12 protein-coding genes are annotated in these 23217 nt (G+C 53.2%); 6 read left to right on the top strand and 6 right to left on the bottom strand.

The features are described from left to right. Positions 1–2: 2 nt before the first annotated feature. From ACNRUY_RS07270 to ACNRUY_RS07295, 6 genes are all read right to left on the bottom strand, one after another. Positions 3–1988, bottom strand: coding sequence for a nuclease-related domain-containing protein (locus tag ACNRUY_RS07270; protein ID WP_488110986.1), 1986 nt, complete (start codon positions 1986–1988; stop codon positions 3–5). Between the two features lie 169 nt (positions 1989–2157). Continuing rightward, positions 2158–4602 (bottom strand): glycogen/starch/alpha-glucan phosphorylase, encoded by a 2445-nt coding sequence (locus tag ACNRUY_RS07275; RefSeq protein WP_488110987.1) that lies wholly within the window; start codon positions 4600–4602, stop codon positions 2158–2160. Between the two features lie 652 nt (positions 4603–5254). Then, the gene (locus tag ACNRUY_RS07280; protein WP_488110988.1) at positions 5255–7405 is read right to left on the bottom strand and encodes an alpha-amylase family protein; all 2151 of its coding nucleotides are present in this window, start codon (positions 7403–7405) and stop codon (positions 5255–5257) included. Positions 7406–7455: 50 nt separating this feature from the next. Then, on the bottom strand, positions 7456–9468 hold the full coding sequence (glgX, locus tag ACNRUY_RS07285) for a glycogen debranching protein GlgX (protein ID WP_488110989.1): 2013 nt from the start codon (positions 9466–9468) through the stop codon (positions 7456–7458). Positions 9469–9893: 425 nt separating this feature from the next. After that, positions 9894–12083: a glycoside hydrolase family 31 protein gene (locus tag ACNRUY_RS07290; RefSeq protein ID WP_488110990.1), complete on the bottom strand. Its 2190-nt coding sequence runs from the start codon at positions 12081–12083 to the stop codon at positions 9894–9896. A 346-nt stretch (positions 12084–12429) separates the two neighbouring features. Continuing rightward, positions 12430–13791, bottom strand: coding sequence for a carbohydrate porin (locus ACNRUY_RS07295; RefSeq protein WP_488110991.1), 1362 nt, complete (start codon positions 13789–13791; stop codon positions 12430–12432). Positions 13792–14518: 727 nt separating this feature from the next. On the opposite strand from ACNRUY_RS07295, the gene ACNRUY_RS07300 reads away from it, so the two are divergent. The 6 genes from ACNRUY_RS07300 to malQ all read left to right on the top strand — a co-directional run bounded on the left by ACNRUY_RS07300 (position 14519) and on the right by malQ (position 23199). After that, positions 14519–15511, top strand: coding sequence for a LacI family DNA-binding transcriptional regulator (locus ACNRUY_RS07300; protein ID WP_488110992.1), 993 nt, complete (start codon positions 14519–14521; stop codon positions 15509–15511). Between the two features lie 364 nt (positions 15512–15875). After that, positions 15876–17048 (top strand): maltose/maltodextrin ABC transporter substrate-binding protein MalE, encoded by a 1173-nt coding sequence (gene malE / locus ACNRUY_RS07305; protein ID WP_488110993.1) that lies wholly within the window; start codon positions 15876–15878, stop codon positions 17046–17048. Between the two features lie 179 nt (positions 17049–17227). Continuing rightward, positions 17228–18763 carry a maltose ABC transporter permease MalF gene (gene malF / locus ACNRUY_RS07310; RefSeq protein ID WP_488110994.1) on the top strand — a complete coding sequence of 512 codons (1536 nt, stop codon included), beginning with the start codon at positions 17228–17230 and terminating at the stop codon, positions 18761–18763. 2 nt (positions 18764–18765) lie between these two features. After that, positions 18766–19656 carry a maltose ABC transporter permease MalG gene (malG, locus tag ACNRUY_RS07315; protein WP_488110995.1) on the top strand — a complete coding sequence of 297 codons (891 nt, stop codon included), beginning with the start codon at positions 18766–18768 and terminating at the stop codon, positions 19654–19656. 76 nt (positions 19657–19732) lie between these two features. Further along, positions 19733–20866, top strand: coding sequence for an ABC transporter ATP-binding protein (locus ACNRUY_RS07320; RefSeq protein ID WP_488110996.1), 1134 nt, complete (start codon positions 19733–19735; stop codon positions 20864–20866). A 146-nt stretch (positions 20867–21012) separates the two neighbouring features. After that, positions 21013–23199 carry a 4-alpha-glucanotransferase gene (malQ, locus tag ACNRUY_RS07325; RefSeq protein WP_488110997.1) on the top strand — a complete coding sequence of 729 codons (2187 nt, stop codon included), beginning with the start codon at positions 21013–21015 and terminating at the stop codon, positions 23197–23199. Positions 23200–23217 lie beyond the last annotated feature (18 nt).

Raw genomic sequence — 23217 nt, forward strand, 5'->3', positions numbered from 1 at the left:
CGCTACCCTTCCATCAGGGGCCGACTCAGGCCAAACAAGTCCGGATAGTTGTCGCTGGGTGTTGGCTCAAGAGACAGCTCGAGGGCCTGTCGGCAGGTTGTTACCAGTTTCTGGTTGTTCAATAGCGGACTGATGTCCTCCAGGGCGTTGAACCGATTTGCTGATGACCCATGTCCGCTGGTTTGGGGCTGGACATGGGCAAGAGCAAAAGTATCCACAAAGCTCGCCACCAGGGCATAAAGGTCCTTTTCTGCAGGGCACTCTTCTGCCCAGAGATCCGGGTCAGCATACTGACTGGAATAGGACTCGGCAGCGATATCCAGCCCTATACCAAAGTTGACCAGAACTGAGCGGACCGGATTACAGATAATGTTTCGCGGGCAGATCCCTCCGTGAAAGATACCCAGGCTGTGGAGATATTGAAGCCCGGTCAATAACTGGGTAAGCCAGAGCTGGAACTGTTCTGCATTGTAGGACTCCAGCTCGTTAATGGACCGGCCCGGGATCCATGCTCTGGCGATAAACAGGTCAGTACTGGTTGGGAGCTGCCCAAAACTCAGCACCTGCTCTACATGAGGGTGGTAGATTCTGGAAAGGCTGCGATAAATGCTGCTGAGTTCAGGCCAGTGTTTCCGGGCATTGTGGTAAATGGATAAACCACAGTCGTATTGTCCCTGAATGTGTTTTGCCAGCCAGAGTTCACTGTTGTCGGTCCGGGTGATATTGGCTGACAGCTGGTAATGGTGGTCAATAATTGCGGCGGGTTGAATGGTCAGTGGTTGCTGATCCTGATGCTCAAATCCAAGCTCAAGCAGGGCAGACAAATCACTGCGTAATTCATCCAGATTTAACCCCCGCCCCTGGGCTGCACAGCAGTACCAGTGATCAATTCTGGGTTGGCGGGTTTGTTCGGCGATGGGCAGAAAGCAGCGGGCATAGGCCATGGTGTCTTCATCTTCCGAGAGACAATGGCGGATATCAATAAACTCCACTTCATGATCGGCAATAAAGATGCAGTTCTCACCCCAGCCGCCTATGGTGTACCCCCTGCGATGAATTTGCTGAATGGCGGTTGCCGATTGCCGCAGGGTTTCCAATAATTGGGATACGCTGTGATCTTCAGGTTTGTAGCTGCTCAGGGGCTGCCCTCTGGGCATCCGGATCGGGAGGATCACTTTTTCACCGTCCTGAATCAGGGGGGCGCAACAGGGGATGCCACTGGTGCCTGCCAGGGTTTGCAACAGGTAAAATTCTTCTCGAAGCTGTTTGTCGTGTTGATGAAAGTCATCGGGATCGTCAAAGCCTGAAACGGTGAGTACTTTTAACAGCCAGGGGGAAGACCAGTCACCGGGCTGATAGTCTGCCTGCCAGATTTCCAGGCCGCCCTGGATAAACAGACATTTCTGTTTGACAAAATCCTGGATACGACTGTTGCGCTTTTCAATAACGGAGACCTGGCCAATGGTATCCAGCACATATTCTTTTTGCTCCTGGGTGACCCGGTGAATTCTGGGAGCTGTCAATCCCCACTCTTTCGTCAGGGCAGCGACAATCTGCTTCGGGGTATAAATACTCAGAGCGCCGTCGTGTTTCTCTAGAAGAATTTCCTTGCCCTTACGGCCAGTGACAAACACCATGCCCTGGCACCAGGGCGCATAAACCCCGACCGGTATCCGGTGTTTCAGTTTACCGGCCAGAACCCGGGCAATGTAATTGGTTTTCGACAGGCTGTTATCCACATCCCGGCCATCCAGTGACCAGGCGTGCAGCCCTGCATCCAGATGGCCGATGTACCCTTTTACGTCGACAACATAAACCCCCCACTCCCCGACCACCAGAGCATCTACCTCCAGAGCCTGGCCGCTATGGGTTGGAATCTCAATGTTAGTGAGCAATATATAGTTTTCAGGAAGCTCGTCGCTCAGCAACTTAAACGCCCAGCGCTCTGCGTCATTAACGGCTTCACTGAACGGGATATGTCTGGCCATGGGGAGAGTAGCCATATAAATGAAAGTTTGGAGTGTAGCAGAGTTCAGTAAGCGAGATTTGGGGGCTTTTGGTTTTAAGTTAGTGGTTAACTTCAGGCTAAGAAAAGGAGTAACTATTGAGCATAAAAATGCCTGCTTTCAACAGAAAGCAGGCAACCAGAGAGCCTGTTTAGTCCATAGCCCAGACTTTACGGGCATAGTCGGCAATGGAGCGGTCTGAAGAGAAGCCTCCAAGACGGGCAGTATTCAATGCCGCTTTTCTCCACCAGAGCTGGGGTTTGCGGAACAGTTCAGACGCCTGGCCCTGGGCCGCGCGGTAACTGTCAAAATCCGCCAGGGCCATAAACGGATCCTGGTGAATCAGATTTTCCGCCACCGGCTTGAGCAGTTCCGGACTGTCAGGGCAGAATGATCCGTCAATCAGCGAGTCAATGGCCCGCTTCAGAACAGGATTATTTTCATAATGGCTCCGTGGGTTATAGCCTTCCTGCTGGAGTGCTGCGACCTCGTCCACGGTTTTACCAAAGATAAAGATGTTCTCTTCACCCACGGCTTCAGCAATTTCAACATTGGCACCGTCCAGAGTACCCATGGTCAGAGCACCGTTCAGTCCCAGTTTCATATTACCGGTACCAGAGGCTTCATAGCCGGCGGTGGAGATCTGCTCAGAGATATCGGCGGCCGGAATGATCTGTTCTGCCAGGCTGACCCGGTAGTCCGGCAGGAACACTACTTTCAGGCGGTCGTCCAGGCGGCGATCATTATTGATGACCTGGGCCACTTTATTGATGGCGAGGATAATCTGTTTAGCCAGCACATAGCCCGGTGCTGCCTTGGCGCCAAAAATAAAGACTCTGGGCGTATGAACGGCCTCAGGATTATCCAGAATCTCATGGTACAGGCTGATGATGTGCAACAGGTTCAGCTGCTGGCGCTTGTATTCATGGAGTCGCTTGATCTGGACATCAAACAGCGCATTGGGGTTAACGGTGATGTTGCACTCCTGCTTGATCAGTCGTGCCAGGCGCTCCTTGTTTTTGAACTTGATGCTGGCATAGGCATCCAGAAACTCCGGATCATCGGCCATCGGCGTCAGCTTTTCCAGCTGGGCGAGGTCAGTACGCCATTCACTGCCAATATGATGATCCAGTAATTTTGCCAGGCCCGGGTTGCAGTGGGCCAGCCAGCGCCGTGGGGTGACGCCATTGGTGACGTTAACCAGCTTACCGGGATACAGCTCATCGAATTCCGGGAACAGGAGGGTTTTCACCAGACCACTGTGGAGTGCGGCCACTCCATTCACACGACGACTGCCGATGACGGACAGGTTGGCCATGCGAACCATGCGGTCGCCATTGTCCAGCTCTTCGAAAATGCTGACCTTTTTGATGATCTCAAGATTATCTCCCCACTTTTGCTTCACCTCGTCATTGAGGAAGATGTGGTTGATCATCTCAATGATCTGCAGGTGGCGGGGGAGAATTCTTCCCAGCAGGGAGGCCGACCATTTTTCCAGCGCTTCAGGCAGAAGGGTATGGTTAGTGTAGTGACACATTTCACGGGTGATTTCCCAGGCCTGGTTCCAGACCATACCCTCTTCATCCATCAACAGGCGCATCATTTCAGGGATGGCAATGGCCGGGTGGGTGTCGTTCAACTGCAGAGCGTAGTATTTGGCCAGGTCGTCCAGGGGAAGTTCACGTTGCTTGTGCTGGCGAATAATGTCTTTCAGAGAGCAGGCACAGAAAAAGTACTGCTGGATCAGGCGCAGATCCTTGCCCTGTGGTGTGGAGTCTTCCGGGTAGAGTACGCCGGATATGGTATCTCCTTCCACCAGGTTGCGGCAGGCCTCCAGGTAATCTCCTTCGTTATATTTGTCCAGGTCAATGGGGTATTCGATCAGACTTTCCCAGAGGCGCAGGCGATTGACAAAATGGCCGGTAAACGACGGAACGGTTACATCCCAGGGGACACCGGTGAGGGTTTTGGAGGGTAACCAATGGTTGTTACCATCGTTGTCCATTTCTACATGACCGAACAAGCCGATGCGAACGGTTTCAGATGGACGGCAGGTTTCCCATGGGCTGCCGAATTCACGCCAGACATCGGGCATTTCTTTCTGATAGCCGTCTTCAAATGTCTGGCGGAACAGACCGTAGCGGTAGTTGATACCATACCCGGAGGCTGGAATTTCCTGGTTGGCCAGGGAGTCCATAAAGCAGGCAGCCAGTCGACCGAGGCCGCCATTACCCAGGGACATATCCCGCTCCTGCTCCAGGACATCGGCAATGCGTACGCCATGGGATTGCAGAATGTTCGCCGCAGAATCATACAGCCCCAGATTCATCAGGGCATCCCCCAGCAGGCGACCCATCAGGAATTCCATGGAGAGGTAGCAGACCTGACGCTCTGTCTGCTGCTCCTTCAGGCTACTGTCCTGCAGCTGGTCCAGGCTGAGATCCCGCAGGGTCAAAGCCAGCGCCTGCCACCAGTCTCTTTCTGTGGCGCGTTTGGGCGTGGCTCCCAGGTCACGCCTGAGGTGGTTTTCAAGTGCCTTTGCAAAAATGGAAGGATCCGATGGGTTCAGTTTTGATTGGGTCTTGGTTTTACTCACAGGATTATTACCGGTTGTCAGAACTGTTAATGGGGTGCCACTTCATCCGCATGCTTACTGGATTCAAGAATGAGAAAAACACGTTCATGCTATTGCTCATGAGATTGCAGCTTTGTTACTCACAGGCTGTGGCTGAATAAACAGGATTATAAAATTGTAAGGAAATCATCTTTTTTTTGGGCAGGGGAATCAATAAAAAAAAGGATGCTTTATGGATGTAAACGATTACATGGTCTGTCTAACTTGGTAATTGTGGGGCTATTTTCTGGAGAATGGGCGTATATCCATTTATTTCTCTGATTAAGCCATGTTTGTTCTTCCTAATTGGAGGGAAGTGGAAAGATTTCCTCCGGTTCTGGTTGGCATGCTCTACCTTGCCACCCTTTTTTCAGTTTTTTTCAGGCCATTTCCTGGGGGTGCCTGGCAATATGCGGCTTTACCTGAACTCCGGTATAGCCGGTGTTTATCTGATGGCGCTGTCAAAGGGCTTTTCCCCTCACCCAAACCCTTTCCCAAAGGGAGAGGGCTTTGAATGTTTGCACCGACAACCCCCTCTCCCACTGGGAGAGGGCTGGGGTGAGGGGTGAAGGTGGAAGATATCAAGATCCGTTGCAGAAGCCCCGGCATAGCCGGGGGTAGACCTGACCATTAATTACGGTGTGCAGCGCCCTACGTAAATCTCGTTCTCACCATCCGGGGCATTGATCCGGAATCCATAGACATACTTACCCGGCTCAGGAATCATGATCGACGACTCAGTACCAAACCCGGGGGCATTGCTCATTTTCTGGATTTTGCCCAGTTGCACCGCAGCTGAATGCGCAACAGCATACTCGATTCGCCAGTCCTTGCTGGCAAACTTGAAGGTGTAGGCGGTTGCCCTGGGTTCATCCACAACCACCTGGTAAATATCGTTGCCCCGGTAACTGAATCGGTGGCTATCCGGGGTTGCCTGGAACATCTTGCCCTCCTTATAACTGCCCCGGATCCACATATCACTGAGGAGCGGGCCATCATTAGGAATGGGGGGCAAGTCGCAACGGGTCAGGTGATCACTGGATGAGGAGTGAGCTGAGAAAGCCGATGTGGTGACAGCCTGTTTCGAGAACTGGATGTCCCCTGTTTTGCCAATGCCAAGAAACAGGCTTTCCAGACCGGACAGAGTTATCCGGTATTGGCCATCTTCAGATACGATGCGATCGCCGTTTAACAGGTTGTCCAGGGCACCTTTGCTGCCAATGGCCTCAGGCCTGAGGTTGATGGTCACCGGCTCAAGGCGGGTATTGACCATGAAAAGAATAGAGTCATCGCCCTGATCCTTGCGGTCAATGTAGACACTGTCGTCTGAATAAATGTGGGTGCGGGAGCCGGAATAGAGCGCAGGGTGTTGCGAGCGCAAAGCCATCAGTTGGCTGACGTAATTTTTCAGATCCTTTTCCCGTGGGTTGAGTTCTACTGCCGGTTCCCCCGGTGAAGAGGGTATGCCCTCTATGCGCCCGCTGGTCCGGCTGACGTGGTCATCGCAAAGCCCTGCCTTGGCACAACGATAACCCGGTACCGGATCCGTAAAGCCGGGTGTCGCAGCCCCGATTTCCTCATTGTAATACAGGGTGACCGGGCCGGAATAAGCGGCCATGAAGCTGAAAGCGGCCTTGTGCCTGTCCCAGTATTCCTGGTCGTCCGGTGTGGCCAGTCTGCCCCTTTGCAGCAGGTTGCCAAATCTTGGAATGTCATGATTACCCAGCATCAGGTTGGGCATGGCATGATCCGGGTAAATAGAAGACAGGTTCATGGTGTCTTGTAACTGGGTGGCGGGGCGACCATGGATAGCGTTCTTGTCGCTGCCAAACACTTGCACAACGGAGTTCCGCAGGGGGAAATCAAAAGCAGAAAGCAGGCCGGGTTGTTCATTGCTGTGGTATCCGGTATCCACAATATAGCCGGGGGCGTTCCAGATTTCCGCCACCATATAGCCCAGGGGGTTGACCGGCTGCCCATCTTTGCCTTTATAGGTGACGGAACGGGAAGTGGTTTCAACCGCTTCGCGAAGGTCGCTCCAGTATTCCACCGGCACCTGGTAAGCCTGATCCAGTCGCCAGCCATCGATTTTCAACTCACGAACCCAGTAGGTGGCCACTTCCCTGAAAAACTCAAGATCCTGTGGATAGACGGCCTTACGCCCGGTTCCCGCTTGTGCTTCTCCCTGTTGCGACAGAACCTTGCCTGAAGGTGACGGGAAGTTCGATGCGTTCTGTTTGAAGTGGCCAAACACACCGTCCAACAGGACATACATGCCCCGGGCATGGGCCTGGTCAACCAATTCTTTTGCCTGCTCAAGGGTGCCAAAGCGAGGGTCAATGGCGAAAAAATGACTGGCAAAATAGCCGGTGGCATCCAGCCGGTCAGCCCATTCATCCTGCCCACTGATGGGGGCACTGTGAAAAATCGGTGTGAGCCAGAGAGTGTTGAAGCCCAGGGACTGAATGTAGTCCAGGGAGGCAGTAATTCCGGCCAGGTCCCCTTTGTGATGGCTGGTACCGTATCCGGTGTTGAAATTGGCCCCGGGATCGCCATCCATAAAGGATTCCACCATCACCTGGTAGATTCTCAGGTTGCAGGCCGGGCTGATCTCCCCCGGGCGTTGGCAGGCCAGGCGTGTTTCCGGCGTTCCCTGGGCGCGGGATACCATGATAGCCGGGGCAGACCGGCTAACCTTGGAAGGCTGCCCGGTTGTTGGGGTTGGGCCGGAGTTGCACCCAGTCATGGCCAGGCTGACAGCCAGTGCCAGTACTGTTTTTTTCATCGCTTACCTCCCGTTGTTTGTTAATGAATAGCTGTTTTCGACAGGGTGGTCTAGGGTTTGTACAGCCAGACCATGGCATGGGCACTGACAGAGCCTTCGAAAGGACAGGCGAAGGGAGTGGTGTGGCTGGTATCCAGCAGGCACTGCCAGGCATTTTCGGGTACCCATGGGCAGTGGGCCTCGTTGTCACTGTTGTTCATCAACAGTAAAAAGCGGCCTGTGTCGTTAGACCAGGAAAGCGCAAAGCCCGCAAGCTCAGGATCATTCCATCGTTTTGTCGCCATTGGCTGACCCGCCAGGTCAAGGCACTGGGCTTCCAGATGGTTGGCGCCCTGAACCGGCCCGAACTGCTGGCGAAGCTGGATCAGCTGTTGCACAAAGGCAGGCAGATTGTTGTCCTGCCCGCTGGTAACCAGGCTCCAGTCCAGCCAGCTGGTGTCATTGTCCTGACAATAGGCGTTATTGTTGCCTTTTTGACTGTTGCCGAATTCATCCCCGGCCAGCAGCATGGGGGTACCCTTTGCCAGCAGCAGGCTGGACAGGAGGCTGCGTTTAACGGTTAATCGCCGGGCCAGAATATCCCGGTCACTGGCAGGGCCTTCCACCCCGTAATTCCGGGAATAATTGGGTTCATGTCCGTCCCTGTTATCTTCGCCATTGGCATGGTTATGGCGCTGCTCATAGCTCACCACATCCTCAAGGCTGTAACCATCGTGGGCGGTCAGATAGTTAACGGCAGAAGTCGTGCGACGTCTGGCAGGATCAAATACTGCGGTCGTGCCGCACAAGGCATCGGCAAACCCGGCACTGGACTGGTGGTCGCCCCGCCAGAAGGATCGGGCCGGATCCCGGAATTTGTCATTCCATTCCAGCCAGGGCTCGGGGAACTTGCCCAGGGCATAGCCATCAGGGCCGATGTCCCAGGGTTCAGCGATCAACAGCCGGTCCCTGAGCACAGGGTCACTCTGGCAGGCGTCAAAGAACGGGTTTTCAGTCAAGACCCTGGCCCCGTTGCGGGCGAGGCTCGGAGCCAGGTCAAACCGGAAACCGTCGATATGGTAAACATCCACCCAGTGCCGGAGCGTATCCATAACCAGCTGGTGGGTGACCGGATGCTCAGTGCGCATACTGTTCCCGCAGAAGGAATAATTGAGGTACTCAGAAGGATCTTCAGGATCAAGACGATAATAGACGTCATTATCCAGCCCCTTGTAGCAAAGTTGTGCGCCTTGCCTGCCCGCTTCAGCAGTATGGTTGTAAACCACATCCATGATCACTTCAAAACCGGCCTCATGGAGGCCTTTTACCATGGATTTGAATTCCTTCACCGGGTCGTCTATTGCGTAGCGGGCATCCGGTGCCATCATGCACAGGGGGTTGTATCCCCAGTAGTTGGGCAGGTCCAGCTTGCTCAGATGCTGTTCATTGAGGAACTGGGTGATGGGGAGCAGTTCCAGAGTGGTCACCCCAAGCTGTTTAAGGTGATCGAGGATTTCCGGCTGAATCATGCCCAGGTATGTGCCCCGCAGTGCGTCGGGCATTTTCGGGAATAACCGGGTAAACCCCTTGACGTGCAGTTCGTAGATTACCCGGCCATCATCGTTGATGGTCGGGTGCTGGTCGTTTGTCCAGTCAAAGTGGTGGTCGGTGACAATGGAGCGGGGAACGTAAGGGGCGCTGTCTTCATCATTCCTCAGCTGAGGGTTGTCGGCGCACTCGGAATGCACGCTGCTATGCCATTGGAAGTGGCCTTGAACGTCGTGGGCGTAGGGGTCCTGAAGCAGCTTGTTGGGGTTGAGGTACAGGCCCTTTGCAGGGTTCCACTCACCGTCGGCACGAAAGCCGTAAGCCTGGCCGGGAGCAATGTCATCAACAAACAGGTGCCAGATATTGTCGGTCTTCTCCATGGGTAGCTGGTGTTCCTGTCCATCGGTGAACAGGCATAACCATATCCGGGAAGCGGAATGGGAAGTGACGGCAAAATTGCAACCTGCCTTATGGGCCTGTGTACGGCACTGGCTTCCCAGGGGAGCCGGTTGTCCAGGGGATGTGTTGAATATCATGGTCGGGAAATCTTTATTTCGTTCTTTGTTAAGTGAGAGCGACGATAGGAATGTTGACCCTGATATTAAATGAAGTGAGACAGGCCGTTGCATGTAAACGTTTACCCTGCGGAGGCTTAAGGAAGGTGCGAACAAGGCCTGCGGCACTCTGGCCTGCCAGGGGGATTCAGAATCAAGAAAGACTTTTGCAGGCATGTCGGGACCTGTCAAAAAAGGCTGACGCTGATTCTGGATCCCCCTGGAGGCCCCGAAGGGCAAGCTAAACAGCCCGCATCTACTGCGTTGAAGTTTTTGCTAAGGACTAAGGCCATTAACTGCAAACTTCGTCTTGTACCTGCAGGCTGTTTAGCTTGCAGAGCACGCACAGGACTTGTTCGCACCTTCCTTAACTGAGAGTAAGCCCCCGGCCTGTTCATAAGAGTGTATTACAGCGTAATACTCTGGTGGATGGTCTCAGAGTTCACCTGGTGGATCTGGATATTCAGTTGTTTCCATACTGGACGTCCCTGTTCAACGGTTACCCTTGCCTGAGGGCCGTTATCAGTGTGCTCAACGACAATGTCCAGGCAACACCGGCTGTCTTTCACACGGTTATGGCTGATGCCATCATCGTGGTAAAGGCAGTGTCGGGCTTGCTTATCCAGGAAAACAATGACTTCCAGTTCGTCCTCGGGCTGTTCGTCAATGCACCGTGAAGCGGTGTTAAGCACCAGCATGCGATCCTTGCGAATAAACAACGGCAGCTCATCAAGACCCATGTCCAGATAATGATGCCCGGCAGGAATAACCTGAAGCTCAATGGCATCGTGTTGTCGTACTTTCCACAGCAGCACCTCCTCGGGGAGATAGACATAGCGCCCTGTGGCGTTGGCCTGATACACGGGTGCGCACATCAGGGACTGGCCTACCAGCAACTGGTCTTCTACCTGGGAGCTGGCTTTGTCGTTATATTCAAAATTCAGCGGGTAAAACAGTGCATCGCTGGCCTGGGCGGCTTGCATAAAGTCCGAGTAGAGGTGGGTCACCAGCCGGTAACGCAGCTTGATGTGCTCCCGCATGATGGTCATGGCCTGTTCATCAAAACTGAAAGGTTCCTGGGAACGGGTGCCCATGGCAGCGTGGTTGCGCATCAGGGGAGTAAATACCCCGAGCTGGGTCCAGCGGATCACCAGCTCGGCATTGGCGTGGGCACCAAAACCGCCCATGTCGGAGCCGCTGTAAAGGAAACCGCAGAAGTTGGCACCGGGCAGCATCTGCAGATTCAGTTTCAGGTGCTCCCACCAGCTGTGGTTATCACCGAACCAGATACCACCGTAACGGTGAGCACCCACGGAAGAGGCCCGGGAAAACATCAGGTAGCGCCGGTCCGGGTCAATGGCCTGAAAACCTTCACTGGCGGCGCGGGTCATATTGGTGCCGTACAAATTGTGAACGGCTTCGTGATTGACCCTGACCCCCGGTTCCGGCTCGTGGTAGAAGCTGCGATAGTCTTCCCGGCGGTTGGCCATATTCAGCACCGCGTCCTTAAGCTGGAAGAACTCGTGGATGCCAATGTTTTTACCTTTGGCTGAGGAAACCGTATCAATGGCCTGTTCAAGCCCTTTTGGCGTGTAAAACAGCGCCGGTTCGTTCATATCGTTCCAGAAACCTTCGATGCCCAGGTCTGTCAGGCGCTGGTACAACTTTCCCCACCACTGTCGTGCTTCTGGTTTCAGGAAGTCCGGGAAGGCACAGAGTCCCGGCCAAACGGCAGCCTTGAACAGCTCACCCTGTTCTGTAGTGCAGAAATACCCTTTTTCAATTCCTTCCTCATAGACATCATACCCCTCCTCAATGCGCACACCGGCATCAATAATGGGCACCAGCCGGATACCCTGGGTCTTTTTCTCTGCGACCCAGTGGGCAAAGTCCGGAAATTTATCCTCATCAATGGAGAAGTCCTTGAAATCCACCATATAGTCGATGTCCATATACACGGCATCACAGGGGATATCGTTGTGGCGGAACCCGTCAATCACCTGGTCAATCCGCTCGGCATTCTCATAAGACCAGCGGCACTGCTGGTAGCCAAAGCCCCAGCGGGGAGGCAGGTAGGGCTGGCCGATGAGCTGGCGGAAATCCCGGACAATGGTTTTTTTACTGCGGGCCGAAAACTGGTAAATATCCACGTCCGGAGAGGGTATATGAATGTGCAGAAGGTCGTGCCGAGTGAAGCCCAGGTCAAACTCCATTTCTCCCGGATGATCGATAAACAGGCCCAGGGGCTGGTCACCGTCTATTTCACTGTCAATGATCAAAAAGGGATGGGCACCGTAGAGGGACTCTTTTTCGGGGGTGTGGCTGGGGTCATCGGAGCACCAGGTGATGAATCGTCGTCCCCGCTTGTTAAGGCCGCCCATGCTCTGCCCCATGCCATAGATACGATCACCGGGCTTGAGGGGATAACTGAGTGTTAATTTTCCGTCGTGTATCGAGGGGCTGAAATTCAGCTGTGCTGAGGCGTCACCCAGTGACTCAATCAGCGGCTCAACGGTTACGGCCTCCGTATTGAAGGGGGAACCCATTCGAAAGCGGTGAACATTGTCTGAAAAGCGGGCGATAGCAAACGCAGGCACGGTGGGCCTCCAAAAAAAACCGGTACACAGGGCACCGGTCAGTAACACACATAGACTCAGGAGTGTAAATTCGTGATGCCCTCACCCCGGCCCTCTCCCAAAGGGAGAGGGGGATAAGTTGCGCCCTCACCCCGAGGGGGAGAGGGCTAAGTTGCGTCCCTCCATCCTCTCCTCGCCTTCCCCCTCTCCCTCTGCGAGAGGGTTGGGGAGAGGGAAGGGTAAAGGGGTAGGTCAGGTCACTTCCTCTCCCCCCCGGAGTGAGGGGCATTTCCTTCCCCCTCTCCGTTTGGGAGAGGGTTGGGGTGAGGGAGAGAGGGCTTGCGACCAGTGACGCCTCAAGCGATGATCAGAACCAGATTTCTGCTTCTACACCGAACTGGTATACGCCTTTCTTGTTGTCAAACTCACCACCCCAGCCATTTTCGGCGTCTTTGTACAGGTAGGTCACAAAAGGTTTGATCTGTGGGCGACCAAAGTAGTCGGCATTGACGGTGAAGACACCGGCCAGTTCTGCTGTGTAGGCACCCTGAACGTCATTGTTGGTCCAGTGGCTCTTTTCCGGGCCATAGGCAAAGGTGGTTTCTACACGGAAGTTGTCGTTGACACGATAGCTTGGGCGGGCAGCCACCAGCAGGCGCTGAACCTTTTGTTCGCCAACGAGACCAAAGATGTTTTTACCCCACAGGTAGGTTACCTCGGAGCCCAGCTGCCATTTGCTGTTGATGTTCAGGACGCCGTAGGAGGTCAGGAAGATGGTTTTGCCATCTTTGTTAGAGGCTGCGCCGCCACCGCCCTGGCCAGACCAGCCGCCGAAGTTCACGCCGCGGTTAGCAGCCATGCCGGTACCATAAGCCAGACCGGTCTGGGACCAGCCATCAAAGCCATACCAGTCGCGGTTGTAGGTGATGGCTGCGCCGATACCGTTGGTGGAGGCATCGTCGCCATAAGCTTCCTTGAACTTGTCCTTGTTGCCCTGGTACATCAATTTCAGGTCGAAATCGAAGCTGCCGCCCAGGCCTTCATAGCCGTAGCTGTACAGGTCCAGGGAGGTCATGGTGGCGTTGAATTGTTTGTTGGCATCGTTGCTGTTTCTGTGGCTGTCAGGATCGGCAGACACCAGGGCAATACCGGAGCGACCCTGCTCATAACCGGCACCGACACCAGAGGACTGCTTCCAGAACTCACCGGAGAGCAGGCTGGCGGAACGGTTCAGGAAACGACGACCGGCCCAGATGTGGGCATCTTCCGGCAGGTAGCTGATACCACCCAGTTTCATAAAGGCTTCTTTGACCTCAAAGCCACCGTCTTCATTGGCACCTTCCTGGCTGCCGGAAGAGGAGTAAAAGAAGCTGTCGCCATTGCCATACTCAGAGCGAACCACCAGGTCAGACCAAACGCCGTTATTGAATTCGGTTTTCTTGGTGATGGTAAATTCCACCTGGTTGGCATTCTTGCCAGTGGAGCCTGCGGTTCTGTAATCAGGCTTGCCAAACTCATCGCTTGTAGAAACGCCTTTTTCGGTCAGACGGTAGTTTGACTTGACGTAACCGTTGATGGTCCAGCCGTCGGTGAGAATATCCGTTGGCTTTGCAGTAGACTCGCTGACTACTTCATCGGTGGCCTTTTCGTCAGCAATGGTGACTGTGGAAAACATTGCAAACGAAACGGCTGCAGCCAGTGGAATAACTTTAAATAATTGAGTAGGCAAGGTGAACTCCAGATCGGGTTGATGTGTTGGCCGATAAAAGTCGTTTTTGTAAAGGCAAAACAGTTCCAGGATTTGGGCCGTGTGCAAAAGCCGAATAAAAGCGCACTTTTTAATTAAGCCCAATCAGGTTTTGAATATTGCGCTCTTAAATGCCTTTCGAGCTAAGGGCTTTCAAGCGAATGTCTTCAAGGGGGACTGCTTATGACCTGGTGTGTATTATGTTTTTCATTTTGATGTTGGCAATATGTAAAGGTTTTTATAATGAATGTAAGGTTGTGATAGGGCGCAGGCTTGTTTTTTAAGAGGTATCGCCAGAAAAAAGAGAGGGGCTGATTATGGGGGGGGAATTGCCTTAGTTCAGGACAGATCCTATAAAAAAACGACCGTTTTTCAGGGGGCTCAGTTCACTTTTGGCAGATTTAAAAAAGGTTGGGTTTGACGGTTCGGGAGCTGGTTGTCTCAGGTTGTGGAAACCTTTACAGAATTGATCTGAATCAATATGAAAAGTTCGGTTGGCAACGCCTGGAGGATGGCTACGATCCAGGTGGAGAGCGTACAAGAATTTATAAATTGTAGTTGGTTCATGTTGGGTTAAGGTTTTTGCCTGAGTATCAGGAGTCTTACTTGATTTGTATCAAATAGGTTTCCTGTTGTTTGAAAAATGTGCAGTTTTTTATGGAAATATTGATACTATTGCCTCTCCGTTCGTTAAGTTGAAGCTGTGTTGATGGTTGGGAAAAAAGCAATGGGGCAGTCCACGATCTTACAGGTCGCTGCCCACTCTGGCTTGTCCATTGCAACGGTGAGCCGGGTGTTGAATGGAGGAAAGTACGTTGCCCCAAAGACGCGGGAAAAAGTACTGGATTCTGCCAAAGCACTGAATTACCAGCCTAACTATCTTGCCCGCCAGCTTCATGGTCAGCAGGAATTCAGTATTGGGGTGCTTCTCGGGATGGAAATAGGTTCCATTTCACCTTACGCCCTCAAAGTTTATGAAGCCCTCAAGCGTTATCTTGAATACCACGGTTACCGTTCCAGAAGGGTCAAGTTTGGCAAAGATAACCAGTTGCTGACCCAGACCCGGGCCTATATTTCCATTGGTGTCCATGACAGTGATGAGCGCCTGCACCGCCTTCAGGAAAGTGGCAACCCGATTGTTTATGTGGGAGAGCCTAGGGAAGAGGCGTTCTGGGTCGCCTCCAACGATGAGCAGGGTGGAATGCAGGCTACCCGCCACCTGTTGGAAAAGGGTTGCCGTACCATTTACTTTGTCTCCCTGAATAACAGCCATAAAGTCTCCAGGCTCCGGGTTGCCGGGTATCGCAAAGCTATGCTCGAGGCAGGGCTGGTTCCCTGTGAAGTGATTGAGGTGCCTGATGACTCAGGCCTCTCGGCGCTGGACAGTTATCGACGGATCCGCCCCCTGTTGGAGTCTGGCCTGAAGCCAGATGGTTTTGTTGCTTTTTCAGACATTGTGGCCACCGGTATTCACATGGCCATTATTGATTATGGCAAGCAGGTACCCAATGATATTCAGGTGGTCGGGTATGACGGTATGGATAATGAACTTTATTCTTCCATGACCTCTATCTGCCAGGATACCGAGGCCATTGCAGAAGCAGCCTGCAGGCTGGCTGTTGATGCCATTCGTAATATTGACCCAAGGGGTATTTTTCTGGATGTCAGCGTCCGCCAGGGAAAAACGACGCTTTCGGTGTAGTCGTGTGATCGTTGACCTTCGTTGAGCCGGTTGTCTGAATGCAAAAATGATATTTTCTTAAACCGGTATTAAAGGCGCTGACAGGCGCCTTTTTTTGTGAAAAGAACGTGAAAAAAAAGTGTGGAAAAAACAGGGTTCGGATATTTGTATTTTTACCCATTGCTGGAAACGTTTACACCTTGCTTCATAAGGCGTCACACAAGAACATAGGCTCCGTTGACAGCCTGTTTATTACAGCTTTTATCGAACGGTTTTTGTACACCCAATTGTTTTCCCAAACAGCTTGTTTTCTTACCAGGGGACTTCCAGGGGGATTGCCTGGTTTCATGACTCAGCTGTTTTCCATTCCCAAGAGAAGATGTAAATGATTAAAAAGACACTGATGGCGGCCATGGCTCTGAGCGTGGCGGCTTCGAATGTACAGGCATTCTCTGACAGTGAACTGACCATCTGGGTTGGTGGTGACAAGGCCCATAAAGGCATTGCAGAAGTGGGGGCCCGGTTCGAAGAGGACACCGGAATCAAGGTTAAGGTGGAAATCCCGGAGAATGTCACCGACCGTTTTCAGCAGGCGGCTTCTACGGGGCAGGGACCAGACATTATTTTCTGGGCCCATGACCGCTACGGTGAGTGGGCACAGTCCGGCTTGCTGGCAGAGGTAACGCCATCCGCCAGCTTCAAGACCGGTATCGAAGATATTGGCTGGAAGGCCATGTCCACAAACGGCAAGACCTACGGTTACCCGGTGGCCATGGAAGCCATTGGTCTGATCTACAACAAAGACATCATCAAAGAGGCTCCCAAGTCTTACGAGGAGATGTTTGCCCTGCACGACAAGCTGGCCAAGAAGAATTACAAGACCATCATGTGGGATCAGGTTCAGCCTTATTTCACTATGCCAATGCTGGCAGCCAACGGCGGCTACGTCTTTAAAGAGACCAGCATGGGTTACGACGTGAAGGATGTGGGCGTTAACAGTAAAGGTGCCAGGAAAGGGGCAAAAATGCTGTCTGACCTCATCAAGGCGGATGTCCTGCCCAAGGGTGTGGATTACGGGGTGATGGATGCCAGCTTTAACAAGGGGCGTGTTGCCATGATGATTACCGGTCCCTGGGCCTGGTCCAACCTGGACAAGAGTGGCATCAATTACGGGGTAGCCCCTCTGCCCACCATTGATGGCAGCCCATCCCGTGCTTTCGTGGGTGTCTGGGGTGCTGCGGTGAATAATGCAACTCCCAACAAAGAGCTGGTGAAGGAGTTTTTGGAAAACTACCTGTTGACCCGTTCCGGTCTTGAAACCATGAATAAGGATGTGCCTCTGGGGGCTGTGGTCAACAAGGAGTACATGAAAGAGCTGTCAAAGGATCCGCGCATTGCCGCTACCTATGAGAATGCCATCAATGGTCTGCTGATGCCGAACGTGCCGGAAATGAGCAAGTTCTGGAACTCCATGCAGGCGGCTCTGGGCAATATCGCCAATGGTCGGGAAGATGTGAATGCCGCTCTGGATAATGCAGCGAAAAGCCTGCTGAACTGAGTGGTTGAATCAACACCTTCTCTTTCTTAAGCGAAATCGGTTTAAGCGCAATCTGTTTGAACAAAAGACTGAATCAGGCGGCGTTTGGCGCTGACCTGATTCAGGTGATCAACAATCGAACAAACAAGATTTTATTGTTTATACCTCGCCTCTCTCATTAGACGCCCGGAGTCAAGTAGATGGAATTGCCAAAAGGCACCGGTCAGGTGCTTTCCGGCAACTGGCTGAAATGGCTGTCAGTAGCCCTCATTGATGTTGCACTGCTTTACATCATAACGCTCATGTACGCCCAGGGCGAAACCCTGTTTGCCATGGTTATTTTGATTCTGGCAAGTATTGGCACATGGGTTTTCACCAGTCAGAAAGCCTATAATTTCAGGTATGTTTACCCCAGCCTGCTTGGGGTGGTTTTGTTTGTTGTCTTTCCCCTGCTGTACACCGTCACCATTGCGTTCACCAATTACAGTTCTACCAATCTGTTAAGTTTTGAGCGCGTCAAGCAGATTCACCTTGAAAAAAACTACCGCGTTGATGGCTCTGGATATCGTTTCAATGTCTATTCGCAGGATGCTCAGCTGCAGCTGGTTCTGAAAAGCAAGGTCAACCCGGGAGATGTCTTTGTTACCCAGCCTTTTGTTCCGGGGGATCAGGAAACACAGGTGGCAGCCAGTCAGGGGGATGAAGCTACTGGTGAAAAACTGGCCATGCGTGAGGTGATCAAACTGCGCAAGGTCCTGAAAAACCTGACCATTGTTCTGCCTGGAAATCAGCCGTTGAGAATGTCCGGGCTGCGCGAATTTTCGGCGCTGTTTCCACTGTATTCCGAGCAAGAGAACAGCAGTCTGGTGAATAACCAGACCGGAGAGGTTCTACGCCCGGATTATGATACCGGTTATTACGTCAGTGACAGGGGTGAAAAGGTATCCCCCGGTTTTACGGTATTTGTAGGCTGGGACAACTTCCATAAGGTCGTCACAGACCCGGCCATTCAGGGCCCGTTTTTAAAGATCTTTGTATGGACCGTGGTGTTTGCCCTGTTGACCGTGGTCTTCACCCTGCTGATCGGTTTGCTGCTGGCCTGCCTGGTGCAATGGGAACCGTTGAAAGAAAGCGGCATCTATCGTGTATTCCTGATTTTGCCTTATGCCGTACCCGCCTTTATCTCCATTCTGGTGTTCAAGGGGTTGTTTAACCAGAACTTCGGTGAAATCAATATGGTGCTGGAGGCACTGTTTGGCATCAAGCCGGAATGGATGACCAATGAGTATCTGGCCAAGACCATGATCCTGATTGTTAACAGCTGGCTGGGCTACCCCTATATGATGATCCTGTGCATGGGACTGCTCAAAGCCATTCCCGAGGATCTGTACGAAGCGTCCGCCATTGATGGAGCAAGCCCCTGGCAGAATCTGCGCTTTATCACCCTGCCAATGATTATCAAGCCGCTGACTCCCCTGCTGATTGCCAGTTTTGCCTTCAACTTCAACAACTTTGTGTTGATCAATCTATTGACCGGAGGTGGACCCAGTATGATTGGCAGCGGCTCCAATGCCGGTGCCACCGATATTCTGGTGAGCTACACCTTCCGGATTGCCTTTGGCAGCTACGGCCAGGACTTTGGCCTGGCATCGGCCATTGCCGGGCTGATCTTCATCGCTGTGGGCTTTATTGCCTGGGCCAACCTGAAAGCCACCCGAAACCTGCAGGAGCAATAATCATGGCAATGGTGCAACCGAGAAATCTGAAATACCGGGTGTGGGCCGCCCGACTGTTTTTGATTACCTTTATTTGCCTGATCATGTTTCCGTTTCTGATGACCATTTCAGTGTCGTTCCGCTCCGGAAACTTTGCCACGGGCAGTCTGATTCCTGAAAACCCGAGTCTGGAGCACTGGGCCATGGCCTTTGGCATGGCCTGGGAGTATGCGGACGGTACGATTGTTGAGCCGACCTTTCCAGTACTCCAGTGGCTCTGGAACTCCATCAAGATCAGTGTGCTGACCTCCAGCTTTATCCTGTTGCTGTCCACCACCGGGGCTTACGCCTTTGCCCGGCTCCGGTTCCGCTTCAAGCATGGGCTGTTGCAATCCATGATGATCCTGCAAATGTTTCCGGCGGTACTGGCCCTGGTGGCCTTTCACACCATTTTTGACAAGCTGGGCGACTTTATCCCCTGGCTCGGGCTCAATACCCACGGTGCCCTGGTGGTGGCCTACCTGGGCGGTGTGACCATGAATATCTGGCTGATCAAGGGGTACTTTGAAAGCATTGATAATGCCCTGGAAGAGTCGGCGGCCATTGATGGTGCAACCCCCTGGCAGGCCTTCCGCTATATTCTGCTGCCGTTGTCGGTTCCGATTCTCGCGGTGGTCTTTATTCTGGCGTTCATTGGTGTCATTGGTGAGTACCCCGTTGCCTCTGTGTTGATTCAGGATATGGACAAACTGACCCTGGCAGTGGGCGCCAAGCAATTCCTTAACCCGCAGAACTACCTTTGGGGGGACTTTGCTGCGGCAGCGGTGCTCACCGGTTTGCCAATTACCCTGATTTTCCTGGCTGCCCAGCGCTTCCTGGTGAGCGGACTGACGGCAGGCGGCGTCAAAGGTTAAGACCATCCGGGCCGGATCCGTTTCGGCCCGACTATAGAATGCATAAGAATGCATAAACAGATTTTGGATACGCTCGATGTCTGATTTGAAACTGGTTGGCCTCGATAAAAGTTACGACGGCAGCAAAAATTACACCCTGAAGAATATTAACCTGGAGATCAGGGACGGAGAGTTTATTGCGTTTGTGGGTCCCTCCGGATGCGGCAAGTCTACCCTGCTGCGTATGATCTGCGGCCTGGAGGATATTACCGCTGGTGATCTGATGATTGGCGGCGAGCGGGTGAATGACATGCCTCCCAATGAGCGGCATGTGGGGATGGTATTCCAGTCCTATGCGCTTTATCCCCATATGACGGTTCGGGAAAATATGGCGTTTGGTCTGAAACTGGCCAAGATGGACAAGAGCGTTGTGAACAGTGAGGTGGAAGAGGTGGCCAAGGTGCTGCAGCTGGAACCGCTACTGGATCGCAAGCCCAAGGCCATGTCCGGTGGCCAGCGGCAGCGGGTAGCCATTGGCCGGTCTATTGTTCAGCAGCCCCAGGTGTTTTTGTTTGATGAACCGCTATCCAACCTGGACGTTTCCCTCAGGGTGCAGATGCGCCAGGAACTGGCCAGGCTCCATCGTCGTCTGAAGACCACTTCTGTCTATGTGACCCATGACCAGGTGGAGGCCATGACCCTGGCCAGCCGGATTGTGGTGCTCAGTCCGCTGCAGGAGGGGGCTGAATCCAATCTTGAGCAGGTAGGAGCGCCTCTTGAGCTGTTCCATCATCCCTGTAACCGGTTTGTGGCGGGTTTTATCGGTTCTCCCAAGATGAACTTTTTCTCCGGGGAAATTGTGGAGACGGGGGCTACGGAAACCCGGGTTCGCCTGGACAGCGGTGAGCTGCTTAGCGCTTGTAACGATACCTCCCGTGCCAAAGTGGGCGACAAGGTGACGCTCGGTATTCGCCCCCATGATGCCCTGGGCACCCCGGTGGGTGACAATAATGTCAAGGGCGGAATTCGTGCCCTGGAACGCCTGGGTACGGAATCCTTTATTTATCTTGATCACCCTGCGATTGAGGAGAGCTTTATTCTGCGGGTGGAAGATTCTGAGCTGAGAGAGGAAGGCTCTGAGTTTCTGGTGGGGATTCCTCCAGAATGCTGCCACTTGTTTGATAAGGATGGTCAGGTATTTCACCGCGCCCAGGCACCGCACTTTCAATAAGAGCACACAGCCAATAAGAGCTCTTAACCCGGCTTTCCAATCAGCCTTCTCAAAAAGAGCTCTTATTAAGAACTCTCAATAGTTATTAAAACTGGACAGTGTATTAACGACACTGTTCCAGGGATTTTTGTTGGAACGTAAATCACATGAGTCATCATGAATTAATCAATCAACTGGCCGATGCCGTGGGCATGGGGCGTGAATACCTGGACTGGGCGGGAAAGCCGCTGGTGGTCAATCCAGACTACAAAGTGCCGCTGCTTGAGGCTATGGGCTTTGATATGGGCAGTGAGGCTGCAATTCGCAAGGCCATTACCGCTGAGTCTGAACGACAGTGGCAGCGAGTGGTGCCGGTGGTCGCTGTGCTGCATCAGGGAAAACCCTTTGAACTGTCTTTGCGGATTCCAGTTCATCAAGTGAAAGGCGTGCGTCAAGTAGAAGTGCGACTGGAAAATGGCGATCTGCGGCAGTTTGATCTGCATCTGGCTGAGCTGGAGGTTCAGGAATCTGGCTTGCTGAAGGGAGAAAAACACGTTGCTCTGAAGGTTGCTCTGCCCCGTGACCTCCCCCTGGGTTACCATCGCCTGGAGGTTTCCGGCTGTGACCAGCACTGTTCATTGATTGTGGCGCCCCAGGTTTGCTATGAGCCAGAAGCCCTGGAGCAGGGCGAGAAGATCTGGGGTTCTGGCGTTCAGCTGTACTCTGTGCGCTCCAGGGAAAACTGGGGCATGGGTGACTACCGTGACCTGCAGACCCTGTGCCAGGGACTGGGAGAAAACGGAGCCGGCTTTGTGGGGCTGAATCCGGTTCATGCCCTTTACAGTGCCAATCCTCAGCACTGTTCACCCTACAGCCCGTCCAGTCGGGCCTTTGCCAATGTGTTGTACATTCAACCGGAGATGATTCCGGAATATGACCACTGTCAGCAGGCCCGGGCACTGGTTGAAGATCAAGCATTTCAGCAGCGTCTGGAGGCGGTTCGGGGTGAAGATTATATCGATTACCAGAGCGCCGCAGAGCTGAAACTGTCGGTGCTGGAAGTGATCTACCGGCATTTTGATAAGCACCATATCCAGCAGAAAACATCAAGAGCCAGGGATTTTGCCGACTTCTGTGAGGAGCGGGGAGACAGCCTGCGGCAGTTTGCAACCTTTGAAGCGCTGTTTGAGCACTTCAGGAAGCAGGATGTGATGAACTGGGGTTGGCCCTGCTGGCCTGAGGCGTATCAGCAGCCGGACTCTGAAGAAGTGAGGGCATTTGCCCGGGAAAATCGGGAGCGCATTCGTTACTTCGAGTATTTGCAATGGGTGGCGGAAGCGCAGATAGCCCTGGCCCAGAAGTCTGCCAAAGAGGCGGGAATGCTGATTGGCGCTTACCGTGATCTGGCCGTGGGCGTCGATCGTGGGGGCGCTGATGTGTGGGGCAATCGTCGTTTGTATGTCCTGGGTGCCAGCACCGGAGCGCCACCGGATGGTCTGGGCCCTCAGGGACAGAACTGGGGACTGCCACCGTTTCACCCCCAGGTGCTTGAGGAAGCCGCTTACCAGCCTTTTATCGAATTAATTCGCAGCAATATGCGCAATTGCGGTGCGCTTCGCATTGATCACGCCATGGGCTTGTTCCGTTTGTGGTGGTGTCCTAATGGGAAAGGGGCTGCTTATGGGGCTTATGTCCATTATCCACTGCAGGACCTGCTGGGCATCATCAAGCTGGAAAGTCAGCGCCAGAAGTGCCTGGTCTTTGGTGAAGACCTGGGGACTGTGCCTCAGGAGATTACCGACAGTTTGCCGCCAGCCCGGTTCTACTCCAGTGTCATGGGTATTTTCCAGCGCCAGGGTGACCAGTTCACACCCGGTGACCAGTACAAGAAAAAAGCCCTGGCGACGCTGGTCTGTCACGACACTCCAACCCTGCGGGGCTGGTGGGAAGAGCTGGATATTGATCTGTGTACCCAGCTGGGCTTTTTTGACCAGGAACGGGAGGCCGCTGAGCGTGAGGCCCGTGAGCCTGGGCGTAAGGCCGTGATCAATACCCTGCACCGGATGGGGGAAAATCCCGAGGGTGTTGACCCCTATGGGGAGCACTCTCCAGCCTATAGTCGGGAGATTATGGAGCGGTTCAGCTATTACCTGGCACTGTCAGCCTCTCAGATTGCCGGTATCCAGCTTGAAGACTGCATGATGATTAAAACGCCGGTCAACCTGCCGGGTACCAGTGAGGAGTATCCAAACTGGCGTCGTCGTCTGACGGAAAACCTGGATTCATTTTTTGCCAGTGAAGAGAATCAACGGTTTTTTGCCAATCTGACCGGTTGTCGTAAAAGCGGTTCGTAAGAATACATTCTTCTGGCT

This window comes from Endozoicomonas sp. Z74, from assembly GCF_057680865.1.